This window comes from Lentiprolixibacter aurantiacus, assembly GCF_026241225.1.
Classification (GTDB): Bacteria; Bacteroidota; Bacteroidia; order Flavobacteriales; family Flavobacteriaceae; genus Lentiprolixibacter; species Lentiprolixibacter aurantiacus.
In genome coordinates this window covers 394,570-411,211 of the sequence record NZ_JAPFQP010000002.1, presented here as the reverse complement: position 1 = coordinate 411,211, position 16,642 = coordinate 394,570, and the positions used below count along the sequence as shown (strand labels likewise).

17 protein-coding genes are annotated in these 16,642 nt (G+C 44.7%); 10 read left to right on the top strand and 7 right to left on the bottom strand.

Annotated features, from left to right (window positions below; translation table 11 throughout):
* Positions 1-512 precede the first annotated feature (512 nt).
* The 4 genes from OO016_RS08920 to OO016_RS08905 all read left to right on the top strand — a co-directional run bounded on the left by OO016_RS08920 (position 513) and on the right by OO016_RS08905 (position 3,127).
* The gene (locus OO016_RS08920; RefSeq protein WP_266012628.1) at positions 513-1,805 is read left to right on the top strand and encodes a serine hydrolase domain-containing protein; all 1,293 of its coding nucleotides are present in this window, start codon (positions 513-515) and stop codon (positions 1,803-1,805) included.
* A gap of 103 nt (positions 1,806-1,908) precedes the next feature.
* Positions 1,909-2,268, top strand: a complete 360-nt coding sequence (locus tag OO016_RS08915; RefSeq protein WP_266012625.1) for a hypothetical protein — start codon at positions 1,909-1,911, stop codon at positions 2,266-2,268.
* A 111-nt stretch (positions 2,269-2,379) separates the two neighbouring features.
* Positions 2,380-2,742 carry an InlB B-repeat-containing protein gene (locus tag OO016_RS08910; RefSeq protein WP_266012622.1) on the top strand — a complete coding sequence of 121 codons (363 nt, stop codon included), beginning with the start codon at positions 2,380-2,382 and terminating at the stop codon, positions 2,740-2,742.
* 10 nt (positions 2,743-2,752) lie between these two features.
* Positions 2,753-3,127 (top strand): hypothetical protein, encoded by a 375-nt coding sequence (locus OO016_RS08905; protein ID WP_266012619.1) that lies wholly within the window; start codon positions 2,753-2,755, stop codon positions 3,125-3,127.
* A 49-nt stretch (positions 3,128-3,176) separates the two neighbouring features.
* Here OO016_RS08905 and OO016_RS08900 read toward each other — a convergent pair whose 3' ends face one another.
* Positions 3,177-4,877 carry an AMP-binding protein gene (locus tag OO016_RS08900; RefSeq protein ID WP_266012616.1) on the bottom strand — a complete coding sequence of 567 codons (1,701 nt, stop codon included), beginning with the start codon at positions 4,875-4,877 and terminating at the stop codon, positions 3,177-3,179.
* A 132-nt stretch (positions 4,878-5,009) separates the two neighbouring features.
* On the bottom strand, positions 5,010-5,525 hold the full coding sequence (locus OO016_RS08895; protein ID WP_266012613.1) for a hypothetical protein: 516 nt from the start codon (positions 5,523-5,525) through the stop codon (positions 5,010-5,012).
* 294 nt (positions 5,526-5,819) lie between these two features.
* Here OO016_RS08895 and OO016_RS08890 point away from each other — a divergent pair, with 294 nt between their 5' ends.
* A complete protein-coding gene (locus OO016_RS08890; protein WP_266012610.1) occupies positions 5,820-6,236 on the top strand; it encodes a hypothetical protein in 417 nt (138 codons plus the stop codon).
* A 34-nt stretch (positions 6,237-6,270) separates the two neighbouring features.
* On the opposite strand, the gene OO016_RS08885 is transcribed toward OO016_RS08890, so the two are convergent.
* Positions 6,271-7,404, bottom strand: a complete 1,134-nt coding sequence (locus OO016_RS08885) for a DUF819 family protein (RefSeq protein ID WP_266012606.1) — start codon at positions 7,402-7,404, stop codon at positions 6,271-6,273.
* Between the two features lie 248 nt (positions 7,405-7,652).
* Here OO016_RS08885 and OO016_RS08880 point away from each other — a divergent pair, with 248 nt between their 5' ends.
* Positions 7,653-8,708, top strand: coding sequence for a class I SAM-dependent methyltransferase (locus OO016_RS08880; RefSeq protein WP_266012603.1), 1,056 nt, complete (start codon positions 7,653-7,655; stop codon positions 8,706-8,708).
* 30 nt (positions 8,709-8,738) lie between these two features.
* Here the strand turns inward: OO016_RS08880 and OO016_RS08875 are convergent, their stop codons facing one another.
* The 4 genes from OO016_RS08875 to OO016_RS08860 form a co-directional block, all read right to left on the bottom strand.
* Positions 8,739-10,463, bottom strand: a complete 1,725-nt coding sequence (locus OO016_RS08875) for an energy transducer TonB (protein ID WP_266012599.1) — start codon at positions 10,461-10,463, stop codon at positions 8,739-8,741.
* Between the two features lie 474 nt (positions 10,464-10,937).
* Positions 10,938-12,050: a pyridoxal phosphate-dependent aminotransferase gene (locus tag OO016_RS08870; RefSeq protein ID WP_266012597.1), complete on the bottom strand. Its 1,113-nt coding sequence runs from the start codon at positions 12,048-12,050 to the stop codon at positions 10,938-10,940.
* Positions 12,051-12,155: 105 nt separating this feature from the next.
* Positions 12,156-12,452, bottom strand: coding sequence for a hypothetical protein (locus tag OO016_RS08865; RefSeq protein ID WP_266012595.1), 297 nt, complete (start codon positions 12,450-12,452; stop codon positions 12,156-12,158).
* Positions 12,453-12,476: 24 nt separating this feature from the next.
* A complete protein-coding gene (locus OO016_RS08860) occupies positions 12,477-12,920 on the bottom strand; it encodes a hypothetical protein (RefSeq protein ID WP_266012593.1) in 444 nt (147 codons plus the stop codon).
* A 213-nt stretch (positions 12,921-13,133) separates the two neighbouring features.
* Here OO016_RS08860 and OO016_RS08855 point away from each other — a divergent pair, with 213 nt between their 5' ends.
* From OO016_RS08855 to OO016_RS08840, 4 genes are read left to right on the top strand one after another with little or no spacing between them, the layout of a single operon-like run.
* Positions 13,134-14,330, top strand: coding sequence for an Nramp family divalent metal transporter (locus OO016_RS08855; protein WP_266012591.1), 1,197 nt, complete (start codon positions 13,134-13,136; stop codon positions 14,328-14,330).
* A gap of 5 nt (positions 14,331-14,335) precedes the next feature.
* Complete coding sequence (gene pxpA / locus OO016_RS08850; protein ID WP_266012588.1) at positions 14,336-15,070, top strand: 5-oxoprolinase subunit PxpA; 735 nt, start codon at positions 14,336-14,338, stop codon at positions 15,068-15,070.
* Positions 15,070-15,807 carry a 5-oxoprolinase subunit PxpB gene (gene pxpB / locus OO016_RS08845; RefSeq protein ID WP_266012585.1) on the top strand — a complete coding sequence of 246 codons (738 nt, stop codon included), beginning with the start codon at positions 15,070-15,072 and terminating at the stop codon, positions 15,805-15,807. The genes pxpA and pxpB overlap by 1 nt, the downstream gene beginning before the upstream one ends.
* Positions 15,800-16,642 carry a 5-oxoprolinase subunit C family protein gene (locus OO016_RS08840; protein WP_266012582.1) on the top strand — a complete coding sequence of 281 codons (843 nt, stop codon included), beginning with the start codon at positions 15,800-15,802 and terminating at the stop codon, positions 16,640-16,642. Before pxpB ends, OO016_RS08840 begins: the two co-directional genes overlap by 8 nt.

Here is a 16,642-nt window from a genome sequence, read left to right as displayed (position 1 = left end):
TTTCTACAAATAGGAATTAAATCGCAATATCGGCTTCTGTGTCCTGTTTTCTAATGTCTCTGAGTTGTATCAATATCAATATACATGTTAGTCAGGGAAAAAAGATGAAAGATGATTTTCCCAATACCTTTTATATGAATTAAGATAAGCTTCGCGCGTTTTGATTCCGCATGCTTCAGGACGAAGAGGCATAATCAATGTCCGAACACCGCGTTTTTTTATGCAAGTATAAATTTCCGGCAAAATACACAGCATGGTCCATTTAATATGCTAATTTGTGCGTGGTAGTAAGGTTTTAGTACGGATGACCATCTATTCTGTTCTACCCTTAGTTTCTCAAAATTGGCACCGTTACTTTATTAAATTATGAGATAAGACTTGCTATCATTACACTGCTTAGGACCCCTGCATTTCAGCCTAAAAATCCGATGAAATGCATAATAATCCCGATATAAATGGGTTATTTACTCATATTCTGTTATTTTCACGCAAATTGAAAAAAAAGTGAAGCTGTGAAGCGTTTTAAGATACTCATACTGGCCTTTGTATTCCTGATCGCCATTGTAGGCCTCACGAATAGCAGTTTCACCAGGCCGGAAACCAATGCACCTGCCCGGGATAGTGCCTTAAAACAGGGGGAGAATGAACCCGCCGACCCTATCGAGGTCGCACTTTACCGACAGAAACAACAAGAGCTTCAGCACGCCCTGGATGCTTACTTCAAAAAAGCCATTTCCTCGGGCACCATAGTGGGGGCCGGGGTAAGTATAGTCAAAGGAGACTCCATCGTCATTTCAGAAGGATTTGGGAAAAGGAATATCCGTACTGATGAAGTTGTTGACGGCCATACTGTTTTCAGGCTGGGATCCCTTTCAAAAGGTTTTGCAGGACTGCTTGCGGCCGATTTAAAAAATGATGGAGAATTAGACTATCAGGATAAAGTAAGGGAGTATATCCCTGAGTTTCAGCTCGGAGATCCTCAGCATGCTGAGCAGATTACTTTAGCCAATATCCTTTCACATACCGCCGGGACCCCTTATCACAGCTATACCAACCTGGTAGAAGCCGGACTGTCGCTCCCAGAAATAGCCAAAAGATTTAAAGAAGTTGCTCCCATAAGTGCCCCCGGGTCGCTCTATAGCTATCAGAACGCTTTGTTTGCCCTCTCAGGCCTGATTGTGCAAAGAGCTACCGGACAGGATATCCGTAATTCATTGCAGCAAAGGTTTTTCAATCCGCTGGAAATGTGTTCCACAAGTATGGACTATGAATCCCTGGTGAAGAATGAAAACGTTGCCTTGCCCCATACCAGATGGCGAAGGAGCTGGAGGCCTAGGAAATTGAATGATCACTATTTCAACGCTATCGCGGCAGGGGGAATTAGTGCCAATGCCATGGACATGGGTAGATGGATGCGGTTTGTACTCGGCCATAACCCCGAGGTCATGGATAAGCAGGCCATTGAGGAAGCTTTCCAGCCTGTTGTTCAGATTAAAGGGCGCGCCAAGTACTACCAGCGCTGGTCCGGGCATAAATCTTCCTGGTACGGCTTTGGCTGGAGAATACACAAATTCAAAGGGGATCAAACAGATCAGGAAAGAACCATGTGGCACCACGGTGGCAGTGTAAACAACTACCGCAATGAAATAGCCATCTTTCCCGAAGAGGATATGGGGATTTGTGTCCTTTTAAACAGCCATTCCAGGCTGGCAAGCAAGGTTATTCCTGACCTGTACGAGATCGTCAAGGAAGTTTACTCGAAGACCGACGTTCAGTTTGCCTCAATGGAATTATCCGGAGAATAGCTTACCAACACTTCTCCATAGCTTTCTGTGTTTCTTGGAGGGCTGACCCACATCATTGCCCACCTTTCTTCCTGGCAATACCTTTAGTGGAAATACTTCCGTTATGAGAGAACTAAAGGAAAGCCTGAGAGTTATTTCAATTTTTATGACAGGGATAATTCTGCTGCAAGGTTGTTCTGCCTACAAAAACCCGGTTACCCTGCAACAAGCGGTACAGGAAGAAAAAGCGGTTAAGATTATTACTGTTGATGACGATTCCTATAAGTACAAGTACATCGTCTATGAAGATGGACAGTTCTATGGGGTAAAGGATAACCCTGGTGAGGATGTGAAATTTCCCATTGATACAGAAGAAGTTGCTACGGTATTAATGAAAAAAGAACCTTGGTGGGTTGGAACGCTTTCTGGATTAGCCTTCCTTGCAATTATCTTTCTTGGAATATTCTGTCTAGCATATTGTTAATATTAAACTACTCATAATAAATTCCTAGGAGGAAATATTGTCATAGGTATCTGACTTGCATCATTGCCCACCACCCACCTGCAGAATACCTTTATTGGAAATTCTGAGGTCATGAAAGAGATCAAGAAAAGTCTGGGGATGATGATAATACTTTTAATTTCCTGTTTTGTTTTGGATGGATGCTCCAACCAAGATAGCAATGAAAATAATGGTGGTGGTGGTTTCGATTTTGTTTTTAATGTTACAGTATCTCCTGAAGATTCGGGAAGAGTGGAAACCTATGTCTACTACGTTGAGTATTCTGTTTATAGAATTGAACTAAATGCCATTCCTTCTGCAGGATTCTCTTTTTCACATTGGGAAGGAGATTTTTGTATCAGTACAATCAATCCCTGTAGTAGAAGTATTTTTACTTATTATGAAGAGTCTCCCTATACGGTAAACGCCACTGCTGTATTTGAGGCAATAGAATAGTAACATGGTGATGAGAAAGTTCAAACTTAGATTCAGAGTTTTAGTGCTTTTCCTATCCGGATTAATCTTGCTTCAAAGCTGTTCTGCCTACAAAACCCGGGTTACAATGCAACAAGCAGCACAGGAAGAAAAAGCGGTCAAGATTATTACCGTTGATGACGACACCTATAAGAACAAGTACATTGTTTATGAAAATCGGCAGTTTTACGGGGTCAAGGATAATCCAGGAGAGGATGTCAAGTTCCCAATTTTGGTAGAAGAAGTAGAAGAGGTACTGATAAAAAAAGGCTTACCCTGGTGGGCTTGGGGACTTATTGCGATTGGAGCATATATAATAGTTGCATCAATTTATTGTTTGAGCACGGGTGATTGTTATGGTGTGTGATAAATTATTCCAATTGAATTCTATACTCCATAGGTAATACTTTTAACCTCTAAGCCGTTTCAATTTTACTCGCCGCATCCAGCTCCAGTTCCCTGATGCTTATCTGCCGCATTTCGATCTTCCTGATCTTGCCGGTAACCGTCATGGGGAAGCTCTCCGTAAACTTAAAATATTTAGGCACCTTAAAATGGGCGATATTGCCCTTGCAGTATTCCGTTAACTCCTCTGCACTGGAGGTTTCCCCTTCCTTGAGCTTTACCCAGGCCATAACCGCTTCTCCGTATTTAATATCCGGCACTCCAATCACTTTTACCTCACTGACCTTGGGGTGGGTAAACAAATACTCCTCAATCTCCTTGGGGTAGATATTCTCCCCGCCACGGATTATCATATCCTTGATGCGGCCAACAATATTGACATAGCCGTCCTCATCCATGGTCGCGAGGTCTTCGGTATGTATCCATCGGGCGGAATCAATAGTAGACTTTGTCTGTTCCTCGTTGTTCCAGTACCTCAGCATTACGCTGTAGCCCCTGGCGCAAAGTTCACCAGTGGTACCCAGAGGCACAGTCAGTCCGGTCTCCGGGTCAATGATCTTCACTTCCAGGTGTGGGTGGATCTGCCCTACCGTGCTGATTTGTTTCTCCAGGGGCGTACCCATCCGGGTCTGGGTGCAAACCGGACTTATTTCAGTCATCCCATAGGCGATTTGCACATCCTTCATGTGCATCAGGCTGTGAACCTTCTTCAAGACTTCAATAGGGCAGGGGGATCCGGCCATAATACCGGTATGTAAACTGCTCAGGTCAAACTTATCAAACTCAGGATGTTCCAGTTCGGCAATGAACATGGTGGGCACCCCGTATAAGGCAGTTGCCTTTTCCTTTTCTACGGCCTGCAATACAGCCAACGGATCAAAACCTTCGCAGGGGTAGATCATACAGGCTCCATGGGTAAGGCAGCCCAGGTTGCCCAGGACCATCCCGAAACAATGGTAGAGAGGAACCGGTATTATCACCCTGTCTTTATCCGTAAATTGCATGGTCCTGGCCACAAAATAGGCATTGTTCAGGATGTTGTGGTGACTCAGGGTGGCACCTTTGGGGAAGCCGGTTGTGCCACTGGTATACTGTATGTTGATAGGGTCATCAAAGCTCAGCTCCCCCTGCCTTTTTTCCAGGATTTCGTCCAGACATTCCTTCGCTCTTCCCATAAAAGACGACCAGGGGAGCATTCCTTTGGGTGGGTTGTCCGACATGGAAATAACTGTAGTCAATTCAGGAAGTATGGTGGCATGCAGCTGCCCGATTTTCGCATGGGATATTTCCGGAGCCAGTTCCAGGATCATCTTTTCGTAATTGGAAGACTTGAACTTGTCTGCCAGGACCAGCATCTTGCAACCGGACTGATTAAGGGCGTATTCCAGTTCATGGATGCGGTAGGAAGGGTTGATGTTGACCAGTATAGCTCCTGCCTTGGCAGTGGCGAATTGCAGTACTGTCCATTCAGATCGGTTCGAAGACCAGATCCCTACCCGGTCGCCTTTTTTGATGCCCGATGCTATGAGCGCTTTGGCACAATCATTAACCTGCTGCTGTAATTCACGGTAGCTCCATTTTACCTTTTGGTGGTGTACGATTAACGCATCATTGTCGGGATATTGGCTTACTATTTCATCAAACTTATCTCCGATGGTAATGCCCAGTAAAGGTTCATTGCTTGTGCCTGAGGCATAACTTAATGCAGTCATATGGTTTCTTCGTAGTTGATTTCATTCAAAGATAACCCACCCTGTAAATTCCAGAAACAGGGTTGGAAATTTTAATATACGGTTTGAAATGATGATTGCTCAATTCAAGGCTAGCCAATGTGCTATTTTGGGTTACAATTCTATTTTCAACCTCGGGTCAATGCTGTAAGACCTCAGTTTTTTTCCTTCTTTACGAATATTGAAATTCAGGTCATAAATGTAGACCCAGGTACCGGATTCAAATCCTTCATTCACTTTTGCCCGAACTATTTCCCCGTCCGAACTGCAAATGGCAATGGCATTGAAGAAATTCTCTTCCCTGGCCTTGTCCAGTTTATTTTTCTTGTAGTGTGCATGCACAACGCTTTCAACAGATACGGTAAATTCACTTTTCGGGTCGCCTGGTTTTGCAATCCATCGGACCTGCTGTCCTGGCTCTACCAAGGATTCAAAATGTTCAATGTGTTCTTCCTTGTGGGACTCTGGCGGATTAGTATCTGATAAATGGCAATAAGCATTTATATCTTCCCTTGACGTATGTTCTATTTTGTAAAGTTTAGCGGCATCTACTCTAAGGGTAATTAGCAATTCTGTTCCCTTATGTTGGGTTTGTTCATCCTTCTTTTTTCCGACTTCAATTGGATACATAATGATATTGATTTGAGTTAATGTGTTTAATTGGAGTACCTGCTACAACCCTGGCATTTTACAAACAGATTGGTAAAGAAGCAGGTATTAAGATCAATGCGCAAGTTCAGCATACAGGCTAAAGGATACAATGACCTTGATCATTTACTAGAGCACTTAAGCACCCTGGTTATAGAATCCCATAGGCATGTGATAACATAAAATCCTTTTGTGCTTATCTATTTCGTTTTATTGACAGTCTTTGGGCAATCCTCTTTTTTGTATCTTGAATTGATCAATCGTAGTTAGAAAAGAATGGCAAGAGAGACTTGTGTGGCTTGCAGAGGAACCGGCCGTGGAAGTGGAGTTGGGGGCGATTGTGTGGTATGTAACGGGATGGGGACGATCTGGGTTCCCGGCAATCCAAAGCCTGGACCTATTGGGGGACCCGGACCTGGTACATCCGGTTCGGAATCCTTTGAGGATTGGGCGGCTTCTATGTTGGGGCTTGCTTCCTGGGGAATTGTGACTTATTACGGGGTAACCGGAACCGATTTAGAATGGTACTGGCCGTTAATTGGAGGCGTACTGGCTGGGCTGTTTGTAGTCTGGCTATTCAAAGGTCCGCTGCGGTTTCTCCTTATCCTTGCCAAATACATCTTGTTTATTGGGGGTCTTGCCTGGGGGATCTACCTGATTTACCTGGTAGTTAAAGCATTTTCTGAGGCTTAACCTTCCCCTTTTATCAATTTCCTTTTTTATATTCCTACAGCATCCAAACTACCAGAAATCCCAGGTAGGTGCCAAGTGCATTGCCCAGGGTTCCAACCAGGATAGCGGGCAGGATAAGTTCCTTCCTGTCAAAACTCTCTGCCAGTGCTATAGCCGAGGTGCCACCGCCAATGTTTGCCTGGCTGGCGATAGCGAGCATGTCCCAATCCCGGAATAACAGTCCTCCCACCAGGATAATGAGCGCACCGTGAATCAATACAGCGCCCAGTGCAAAAAGCAAGAGTGTAACCCCCACATCCTTCAGGGCTACCACGGCACTGATCTCACAATAGGCACCGATAACCGCCAGGAATAGAAATACCATATACAAACCCAGTGAATGACTGCCGTTTAAACGCTTTATAAACTTAAACTGTGCCAGCACAAGGCTAATGGTGGAAATAGTGAGAATAGATGGGATTTGAGGAACAAGCTGAGATAAAAGATCGGATAAATAATACGCCAGCACTCCAAGGAATAGCAACCACATGAGGGAACTCAGGTCGATAGGATTATTATAAGATACCTCTTCGTCCTGTTGGGTAACAATTATCTTTTTATCTGTTTTAATCTTCCGCAATACCACCGGAAAGGCAAGCGTAGCCAGTATCCAAATAGTGGTAACCACATTATCCACAGCGATGGTACCTGCATAGAGAACACTCTCCTCCTGGAAATTGTAAGCGATCGCAATGGCGTTAAAGTTTATGCTTCCCCCTGTATAGGTTCCGGCAAGCATGCCTGCGATGATTTTGCCGGCTTCTCCAAGGGTTTCAGAAGGACTTAGCCACCACCAGCTGAGCAGGATACCTGCCAAGGTGGCGAAGGAACCAATAAGGAACAATCCAATCATGGGAATACCTGCTTTCTTCAGGGTACCCAGGTTTACATCCAGTAACAGATAAAAGATTGAAATAGGGGCCACGTAGGTAAATATCCCATCGTACAGGGGAATGCTATTGGATGCAGAGGGAATGAGTTTGAGGTTGGCCAGGACCGCCGCAAACAGGATAACTAGCAGGGCGGCGCCCAGGTTTTTACCCAGGGAGGTTTTGGCCGAGTAAACAGAAAGCAGCACCAATAGTGCCAGGACCATCAGAACATAGATAGGGTTTTCGGTAAAAGGCATAGGTCTGTTTTTGGTATAAAAACCGAAGATAAAGAATTGAGACACAACATATCAGATTGGATTCTTCCAAAACATATCCGTATGGGTAATTGCTTCGATAAGTATTTCATCTACTTCGGACATAAAAGCCCGAGGTTCGTCCAAATTAGCACGACTAAAAATCGTAAGTAGCTTATATTCAATAAGATCAATAATAATTGATCAAATTACAAAAACAAGCAGAACAATTAACTAAAGCAAAGAAAGTCATGGAAATTAATGAGGAAAAGCTACATGAACTATTAGGTAAGATTGTAGTGGAGATGGGCGCAGCAGCAAATGGGCCTTTAATCACAATTGGTGATAAGTTGGGACTGTACACCACCCTATCTGAAAAAGGGCCTATGTCGCCGGCTGAATTGGCAAAGGCTACAGGAACCGCGGAACGCTATGTTAAAGAATGGTTGGCTGCACAAGCGGCATCAGGTTATGTGGAGTACGATGATTCTTCTGAATCCTTTCATATGACACCTGAACAGGCAATGGCCTTCGGAAATAGAAATAGTCCGGTTTTTATGACCGGTGCGTTTTACGCTATTACCTCCCTGTACCACGATGAGCCTAAGATGATGGAAGCCTTCAAAACTGGAGAGGGTATTTCATGGGGCAACCATAACAAATGCCTTTACTGCGGTACGGAAAAGTTCTTTAGTCCTTCATATGAGGGCAACCTGGTTTCCAGCTGGTTGCCGGCACTGGACGGGGTAGTCGAAAAACTGGAAAATGGAGCCAAGGTAGCTGATATTGGTTGCGGACATGCAGCTTCTACGATAATCATGGCTAAGGCCTTTCCAAAATCGCAATTCTTTGGTTATGATTACCATGACAAATCAATAGAGCATGCCCGTGCCAAGGCAAAAGAAGCGGGCGTTGAAAACGTTTCCTTCGAGGTGTGTGCAGCTAAAGATGTACCCGGCAGCGACTACGACTTTGTTGCATTTTTCGATTGTCTTCATGATATGGGAGACCCTGCAGGGGCATGTTCTCATGTGAAGGAGATTCTAAAGCCCGATGGTACCTGTATGGTAGTGGAACCTTATGCCGAAGACAGTCTGTCAAAAAACTTGAATCCGGTAGGAAGGGCATTTTATGCCTTCTCTACGCAACTATGTGTTCCCTGCTCGCTGAATCAGGAAGTTGGACTGGCACTGGGTGCACAGGCTGGAGAAAAAAAGATAAAAGAAGCCGTGACAGGAGGTGGGTTTACGCGGTTTAGGAGAGCTACCGAAACCCCGTTCAATCTTATTCTGGAGGCCAGGCCCTAGTGTTTTCAAACACTATTGCCAACACGAAGCCTACTGCTTAACGTTGATCAGCACTGCTTCGCAGCTTTTAAGGTCCGAATTGAGGATTATATTTTCGGCATTACTGCCATCATTGATCTCAATAGACACGGTATTGGGGGCAAAGCGACCCAGGTTATGTGCGTACAGGAAGAGGTCATTGGGCTTTGATTTATCCAGTGTCACCTCATAGACCTTCTTCTTGTAGGTAAGTGTATGCTTGGAAACCACCTGATCCCCATTCAGGTAAATGGAAACGATGTCGCCATCCTGTCGGCCGTGATCCCAGAGGCTGATTTGGATCCTGTCGGTCTCCACAACCAGTTCTTTGGTGTAGGAAATACTCCTGCCATCAAAGAAGTTTCTCAAGGCAATTTCTTCTTCAGTTTCAGGTCTTTTCTCAGGTATTTTCACGGGCACTTCTGATTGCTTTTCCGCTACCGGGGTTTCTTCCTTAATGATTTCTACTGGGACTTGCTCTTCGCCAGCAGATTTTTCAGCAACAGGAGGTTCGGTAACAATGGGCTTTTCAACTGCAACCTCTTCCGGTTTTACAGGCTCGGGTATTTCAGGAACCACAGGAGCAGGCTCTGGTTTTGCAGCTTCCTCGACCACTATTTCAGGTTCGGGCTCGGGTTCAGGTTTCTTTTGAGGGCGGGGCGCTTTGCGGATACTGAAAAAAGGTGTTGCAAATTTTGCGACGTGGTATTTGTTGGCCGGGAATTGCTCTATTCCCATTACTTTATAGTTATCTCCGGCGGGCAAACCCCTTCTCAGGACAATGTCGCTCCTGACTGATTCATTCTTAAAAATTCCTAGGTCCTGGACCACCATATCGTCCTTGACGAGGAAAAACCGGATAGTCTTGTCCGGGTCTATCTTTTCGGTTGTCCATTTCAATTCCACAGGCTCCGGAATAGTCCAGACTGTACCAGAATCAGGATAAGTAATACGAATCTCAGACCTGAACTTGATCCGTTCATTGATCCTTGTCTGGTTCAGGCGTTGCATTTCACTACTGAATTCGCGGAAGGGCTGATAACTGGCTATGCCTACATTGGCAGCCAGCAGTTGCTGGTAGATATCCTCAAATATTGGAAGGGCGTTGACCAGGGGAATTGAGCTTGGATAGCGTTTTCCGATCTTCTCTAATTCCGATAGTATTTTTTTGGTGTTTTTATCGGCATTAAAAGCCTGTGAATTACTTACTTGTCGTCCGCTTAGTCGTTCGGCATGGTTCAGCTTGGAATACCCAAAGCGATTGTCCAGGAACTGTAGGGCATCTGCATAATTAAGTTCCTGACTTTCCCGGTATTTCGCAGCAATTTCATAGGCTTTGAGGTACTCCTTCATTCCCTGCTGTATTGTGGCTCTGGCAAGGATATTAGTAGTTTCCTGTGGAGCGGTTATGGCCTGCTTGAGCATATGGATAAGCACATCCCTGGATATGGACTGGCCAATAACCGATGAGCCTCCCTGGAAATAACTGAAGGCCAGGGTGGGGGATTCCAGAAGAATGTACTTGTCTTCGTTCTCTGCAAGGCCATAGGCATCCCCATACTGCTCCAGCAAATTTTGCCTGGAGTCAGGCTGCCAGGGTTCTGGCTTTTGATCCAGTATTTGTTTGCAAAGCGCAATAGGGTCTTCAGTTGTGGAAATAGGGAATAGTCCTGCACCGTAAACAGGTACAAGCAACACCGACAGGTAGTATAGGGCTATCAGTAAGCGATGTTTCATGTATCAGGGTTAATCCGAATCTCAATATTTCCCGCAACTTCCGGGAAGTATTGAAGCTAGAAGCAATATGCCGTTCTAGCCATTGGAATATCCTAATAAATAACTCCTGAACCCCTTGTTTTATTATACAAGAAGCCAATTATATCTGCGCTTAAGTTCTTGGCGCATATAGTTTTAAGTGGGAATGAATCTGGAATTGACCGTTTCAGAGGGTCTTAAACATAAAAATATACCACGACCAAAGGATGCAAAAAGCACAAAAGGCATAGAGGATGTAAGTGGTTGTGGTACTCTTTTTCATGGGATTGAATTGCTTAAGCAAGTAACAAAAACGAAAAAGTCCTTCCTAATTTAACTCCACGTAAGGAATATTTTATCGACTTATAACCGAAAATCCGATGAACTACATCGTAATTCTCCTACACTTTAATGGTTTATCGGTAAAATAATACCGTTTATCGATAAAAAATACCTTTAACCCATTACATGCTTCAAAGCACTATTGAAGGCACTTACTTCCTGTACAGTTCCGGTACTGATCCTGGCCCAGTTATACATCGGAGGAAATGGCCTGCCTATAAGCACTCCTTCTTTTTGCATAGCGGAAATCAGATCCTGAATGGGCCTGCCTGATTTAAAGAAGACGAAATTGGTATGAGAACGTACATAGGGTAATCCCAAACCATCCAGGGTTTGATAGATTAAGGATTTGGCTTCTTCGTTCTTCAACAGGCTGTATTTGTAGAAGTCCGTGTCCCTGAGTGCTTCCTTGGCAGCCTCAATGGCGAGCATGTTGGTGTTAGCCATTACGGCAGCCTTAAGTCTTGAAGCAATATCCGGTCTTGCGATCAGGTAGCCTATTCGCAGTCCGGCCAGCCCGTAGACTTTCGAAAACGTTTTGGAAACAATTATGTTCCGGTCTTCCTTTACCAATTCAACCATGGATGGATAGTCTGGCTCCGTAATGAAATCGTAGTACGCTTCATCGCTGAATATCAGGGCTTCCCTGTCGTAACTTGTACAGAAATCCCTGAGGGCTGAGGCATCGAGAAGCGTTCCCGTTGGGTTGTTGGGATTGCATATAAATATCAACCGTGTTTTGTTGTTGACCCTTTTGCCCATGGCAACAAGGTCGTGTTGCATATTTTCATCCAGGGGAACCCGGTGAATATGTGCATTAAATGTTTCTGCATACTGCAGCATGGCCTGAAAAGTGGGATCTGCGGCAACGATCTCACCACCACCAAGCCCATAAACCAGCCCTGTTGCCTTCAGGCCTTCCGTTGAACCTCCTGTAACTACAACATGATCTTTGCTCACCCCTTCTTTCTCGGCAATCATTTGCACCAAACCCCTGAGGGCATTAAATGGATATCTGCAGGCTTCGTCAAAGGTGCTGGACATCACCTCCCGCACCCTTTTAGAAGGGCCATAGGGATTTTCATTAGAACTAAGCCTAACGGGCTGGTCATTAATGACTGGCCGTTCGGGAAAGTCCAGGGCGAGGGCTTCAAGCCCTCCCAGGAAAGCAAAGCTTCCGGAAAGTCCAACAGTCCTTAACCATTGTCGTCGGTCTACATTTCTCATAGTGCAATGAATATGAGAAGAAGATACGAAAAACCGGCAAATGAAATCTGATAATTTAAATCAGCAACTGAACGTATGATTTCCGGTCAGTTGTGATAGCCACTGTTATAGGCGGTACAGGGTGTTGGATATCAGGATAGTAAGTATTAAGAGTACCATAGCAACATTCACTATTACAGCAATGACCTTTTTCTCATTAAAAGGCTCATGCCTTCCCTTGTACAGGATATAGGAGCCAATAATACCCAGGATTCCGGATACGATTATGGGAAAGCCAAAGATGTACCTGGAAAATTCAGCCTTGCTGTTTACCATAATGGCAACAGCAGCAAAGGTTAGTAAACAAAGTATGAGTTTACTTAGTTTGTAAGACTGTTCCGTGTATTGGCTGCTTGGTTCCATAATAATTTGTTTTTGGGCCCCGGATTATACTACCTTAATATTCAATCTTAACCCCTCTATAATACCCAGTACGCTGTTGACGGTCTCACTCAGGTAGTGGCGGATCAGCGTATGGGGGATCCGAATTGTGGTGAATCCATTTCTGAAGGAATGCATGGCCTCTTCCAGGTTGTTCATGGCCTGTTCATGAGTCATCATCTGGTAATCGGTGTCTATCTCGATGTTGAGTTTTACCCTGGAAATGGCGATGTCAATAGATTTATTTCCGTCCCACCATTCCAGCATTGGGCTCACGCCGGCATTTTTAAGTCCGTAGTAGAGCTGTATAGCCTCAATGGGAGTATTGTTGAGCCTTATCAGCTTATCCAATCGGGTTTTATGTTGATGGCAAAGTTCTACCCCTAGGGTATCCATGGAATTTTTATGGTCCAGGTAGCTTAGCTCTTTTTTACAGTCTAAACAGGTCATTCGTAAGTAGGTAAAAGTAGGTTTGGGGATTTAATAACCGCGATATTTTTTGATTATTATGTTTAATCGACGTATGACACCCAACTTTTAGACGAACTGCATTTTTTTAGACGAACTGCACCTTAAGAGCGATTTAAAATTGAAAAACCGATCATTACGCTGAGTAGCATAAACTCGTATCTTTAACAAGCGCAACGATGGTAAAAACAATTGATGTTTAGAAAATTAGGACCCGGGGTTCTTGTGGCTGCAGCCTTCATCGGGCCGGGTACAGTTACTTTATGTACACTGGCCGGCGCCAGGTTTGGCTTTACCTTGTTATGGGCACTCCTTCTCTCCGTCATTGCAACTATTGTATTGCAGGAAATGGCAGCAAGACTTGGGATAATCACGGGGCAGGGTCTTGCTGATTCACTTTTCAGGGCATTGAAAACCCCCTGGAAGAAGGTGGTTGTAGTGATACTGATACTTGGCGCCATAGTCATTGGGAATACAGCATACGAAGCCGGTAATATTGGTGGTGCCGTATTAGGTCTTGAAGCCCTCTTTGGCCGGGAATACCTGGTTTGGTATCCGTGGATTATAGGATTACTTGCCTTCTTATTGCTGTATCGAGGCTCTTACAAATTTCTGGAACGGGTTTTTGTAGGCCTGGTTATACTGATGAGCATTTCATTTCTGCTCACTGCCATTATAACCAAACCGGATATCTCAGGAATATTCAGGGGTCTTTTAGTCCCGGAACTTCCGGAGGGAGGACTCTTAACTGTGGTGGGACTCATTGGAACTACTGTGGTCCCATACAACCTGTTCTTGCATGCCAGCCTGGTAAAAGAGAAATGGAGTAAAGAAAATGACCTGGTCCATGTAAGGAGGGATGCTATACTTTCCATAGGAATTGGAGGGCTTATTTCTATGGCAATTGTGATAGTTGCCGTGGCCATACCTGAAAAGCACATTAGTGGTGCCCTGGACCTTGCCAAAGGCCTGGAGCCCCTTTATGGTAACGCAGCACGTTATTTCATGGGTATCGGATTGTTTGCTGCTGGCGTTACATCAGCCATTACTGCTCCACTCGCAGCTGCGTATGTAGCCGACAGCTGCTTTAGATGGAAGGCGGGATTAAAAGACTATCGTTTCAGGGGGGTATGGATGTTTGTGTTGCTTATGGGAGCCCTAAGTTTAACCCTGGAATTTAAACCTATAGAGATTATTAAGTTTGCCCAGGTGACTAATGGGCTTTTATTACCCGCCGTAGCCGGACTGATGTTGTGGATTGTAAATCAATCAGATGTGATGGGAAATTATACCAATAAGAGGTGGCAAAACGGGCTGGCACTGATCATATTAGTACTGGTTTTACTACTTGGTTTGAAAAGCATAGCGGGTGTTTTTGGTGTTTTATCATAGTTGGTATGAAGCAAATTGATTTGAATTGTGATGTAGGGGAGGGTGTGGGAAACGAAAACGAGCTCTTGCCCCTGATATCATCTTGCAGTATTGCCTGCGGTGGGCATGCTGGCGATGTGCAGACCATGGAGGAGGTGATTGGCATCGCCATGCGCCATAAAGTGAAGATTGGCGCCCATCCGTCTTACCCGGATCGGGAAAATTTTGGACGGAAATCCGTAAAGATGAGTCGAAATGCTTTTATAGAAAGTATTCGGGCACAATTGAATTCCTTTTGTGAGATACTTGAAAAACAAAAAGCCTCCCTGAACCATATCAAGCCCCATGGGGCGCTTTACAATGATTTGGCCAATGATCCGGTACTTTCAAAGGTTTTTCTCGATGCTGTATCTCCTTTTAAGTCCGGAGTTAAACTATATGTGCCCTTTGGGTCGGTAATTGCAGAAGAGGCTCAAAAACAGGAATGGGAGCTGGTTTATGAAGCCTTTGGAGACCGCAACTACAATAATGATCTGAGCCTGGTATCAAGGAATGAGCCCAATGCACTGATCCTCGATCCTGAAAAGGTTATGGGCCACATTTTAAATATTATTGATACCGGTAAGGTAAAGACAATATCCGGCGATATACAACCTATCAGGGCTGAAACATTTTGCCTTCATGGCGATACCCCATATGTTTTGCAGATATTGATGTATCTTTCCCGCGAATTACCTAAAAGAGCAGTTCAGGTTAAATAGTGGGAGCATTCAAAATAAACATAAAACCTTTTGGGGAACGGGCAATAATAATTACCTGGCCGGACAGGGTAGAGGAAGCCATACTAGAGGATATAATTGATTTTAAAGAACACCTTATAAACACTGCTTTTCCTAAGGGGGAGTGGGAGCTGGTTGCTGCATACAATTCCCTTACGGTGATCAATAATCTCAATAATGTTGAATTAGATAAGTATGAAGATTTATTGATCGGGGCCTATCAAAGTAAAAAAGGCAGTCAGCCTGCCACCCGATGGCTCTGGAAATTACCGGTCTGTTATGATCTCTCTTTCGGCATTGACCTGGAAGAAGTAGCCGGAAGACTGCAGATGTCCGTGAAGGAGGTTGTCCACATGCATACCCGACAGCCATACCTGGTTTACGGGATTGGGTTTCTTCCGGGTTTTATGTATCTCGGAGGTTTGCCAAAATCCCTTGAAGTACCCAGGAAACCAACTCCCAGGCTGGATGTGCAAAAGGGTTCAGTGGGTTTAGCTGCTAAGCAAACAGGGATTTATCCGCAGGAATCGCCCGGAGGATGGAACATTATAGGGAACTGTCCTGTTCCTGTTTTCAATGTGAGCAAGGATCCTCCGTGTTTTATCAGTGTAGGGGACAGGGTTCAATTTTATGAAATTAGCAAAGCGGAATACGACCTCCATCAAATTGAGGCAGAGGTAGGGATATATCGCATTGAAAAAAAGGAATGGCATGATTAGCGTAAGGAAAAGCGGGTTTTTTACTACGCTGCAGGACGCAGGCAGGTTTGGTTACCGTCATCTTGGGGTGCCCGTTTCTGGTGTTATGGATCGCTATGCAGCCCGCCGTGCTAATTCATTGCTGGAAAACCAGAAAGGAGATGCCTTGCTAGAAATTACCATGACCGGGCCGGAACTGGAGTTCCACGAGCCTACCTATATAGCCCTTGCCGGTGCAGATATGTCGGCCAAATTAAACGGTGAAAGCATTGGGATTAATGAGGTACACGAAATAGAACCCGGGGATATCCTGAGTTTTGGACAATTAAAAAAGGGTTTACGGGTGTATCTGGCAATCAAAGGTGGTTTTCAAACTGCATCCATACTGAATAGTCGTTCTTTTTACAAACCGATCACGGAGATGAACCGTATCAGGGAGCATATGGAATTGCCTTACACACCTTGTGATAGTTATGTTCCCAAGATCATGCAGGTAAAGCCGGATACTTTCTGGAAGCGCAATCAGCTGCAGGTCTATCCCGGCCCGGAATTCGATTTGCTGGACGACAAACAACTGGAAGGTTTATTTGTGAGGTCGTTTACTATAGCGAAGGAAAACAACAGGATGGCGTATCAGCTCGAGGAACATTTGAGCCCCAACATCCATTCTATGCTTACCTCAGCAACACTTCCGGGAACGGTGCAATTAACACCGGCTGGTAAGATTATCATCCTGATGGTAGATGGGCAGACAACCGGTGGTTACCCCAGGATTCTTCAGCTATCAGAAGGTTCCATTAATCTGCTGGCCCAGAAAAAGCATGGGGACAAAATAGAATTTGTAATTCAGAAGTAG

Coding starts and splice junctions, on each gene's coding strand:
- pxpA (WP_266012588.1), top strand. CDS start 14,336: ATGAAGCAAATTGATTTGAATTGTGATGTAGGGGAGGGTGTGGGAAAC.
- OO016_RS08840 (WP_266012582.1), top strand. CDS start 15,800: ATGATTAGCGTAAGGAAAAGCGGGTTTTTTACTACGCTGCAGGACGCA.
- OO016_RS08855 (WP_266012591.1), top strand. CDS start 13,134: ATGTTTAGAAAATTAGGACCCGGGGTTCTTGTGGCTGCAGCCTTCATC.
- OO016_RS08910 (WP_266012622.1), top strand. CDS start 2,380: ATGAAAGAGATCAAGAAAAGTCTGGGGATGATGATAATACTTTTAATT.
- OO016_RS08880 (WP_266012603.1), top strand. CDS start 7,653: ATGGAAATTAATGAGGAAAAGCTACATGAACTATTAGGTAAGATTGTA.
- OO016_RS08915 (WP_266012625.1), top strand. CDS start 1,909: ATGAGAGAACTAAAGGAAAGCCTGAGAGTTATTTCAATTTTTATGACA.
- OO016_RS08865 (WP_266012595.1), bottom strand. CDS start 12,452: ATGGAACCAAGCAGCCAATACACGGAACAGTCTTACAAACTAAGTAAA.
- OO016_RS08875 (WP_266012599.1), bottom strand. CDS start 10,463: ATGAAACATCGCTTACTGATAGCCCTATACTACCTGTCGGTGTTGCTT.
- OO016_RS08900 (WP_266012616.1), bottom strand. CDS start 4,877: ATGACTGCATTAAGTTATGCCTCAGGCACAAGCAATGAACCTTTACTG.
- OO016_RS08885 (WP_266012606.1), bottom strand. CDS start 7,404: ATGCCTTTTACCGAAAACCCTATCTATGTTCTGATGGTCCTGGCACTA.
- OO016_RS08860 (WP_266012593.1), bottom strand. CDS start 12,920: ATGACCTGTTTAGACTGTAAAAAAGAGCTAAGCTACCTGGACCATAAA.
- OO016_RS08895 (WP_266012613.1), bottom strand. CDS start 5,525: ATGTATCCAATTGAAGTCGGAAAAAAGAAGGATGAACAAACCCAACAT.
- OO016_RS08905 (WP_266012619.1), top strand. CDS start 2,753: ATGAGAAAGTTCAAACTTAGATTCAGAGTTTTAGTGCTTTTCCTATCC.
- OO016_RS08890 (WP_266012610.1), top strand. CDS start 5,820: ATGGCAAGAGAGACTTGTGTGGCTTGCAGAGGAACCGGCCGTGGAAGT.
- OO016_RS08870 (WP_266012597.1), bottom strand. CDS start 12,050: ATGAGAAATGTAGACCGACGACAATGGTTAAGGACTGTTGGACTTTCC.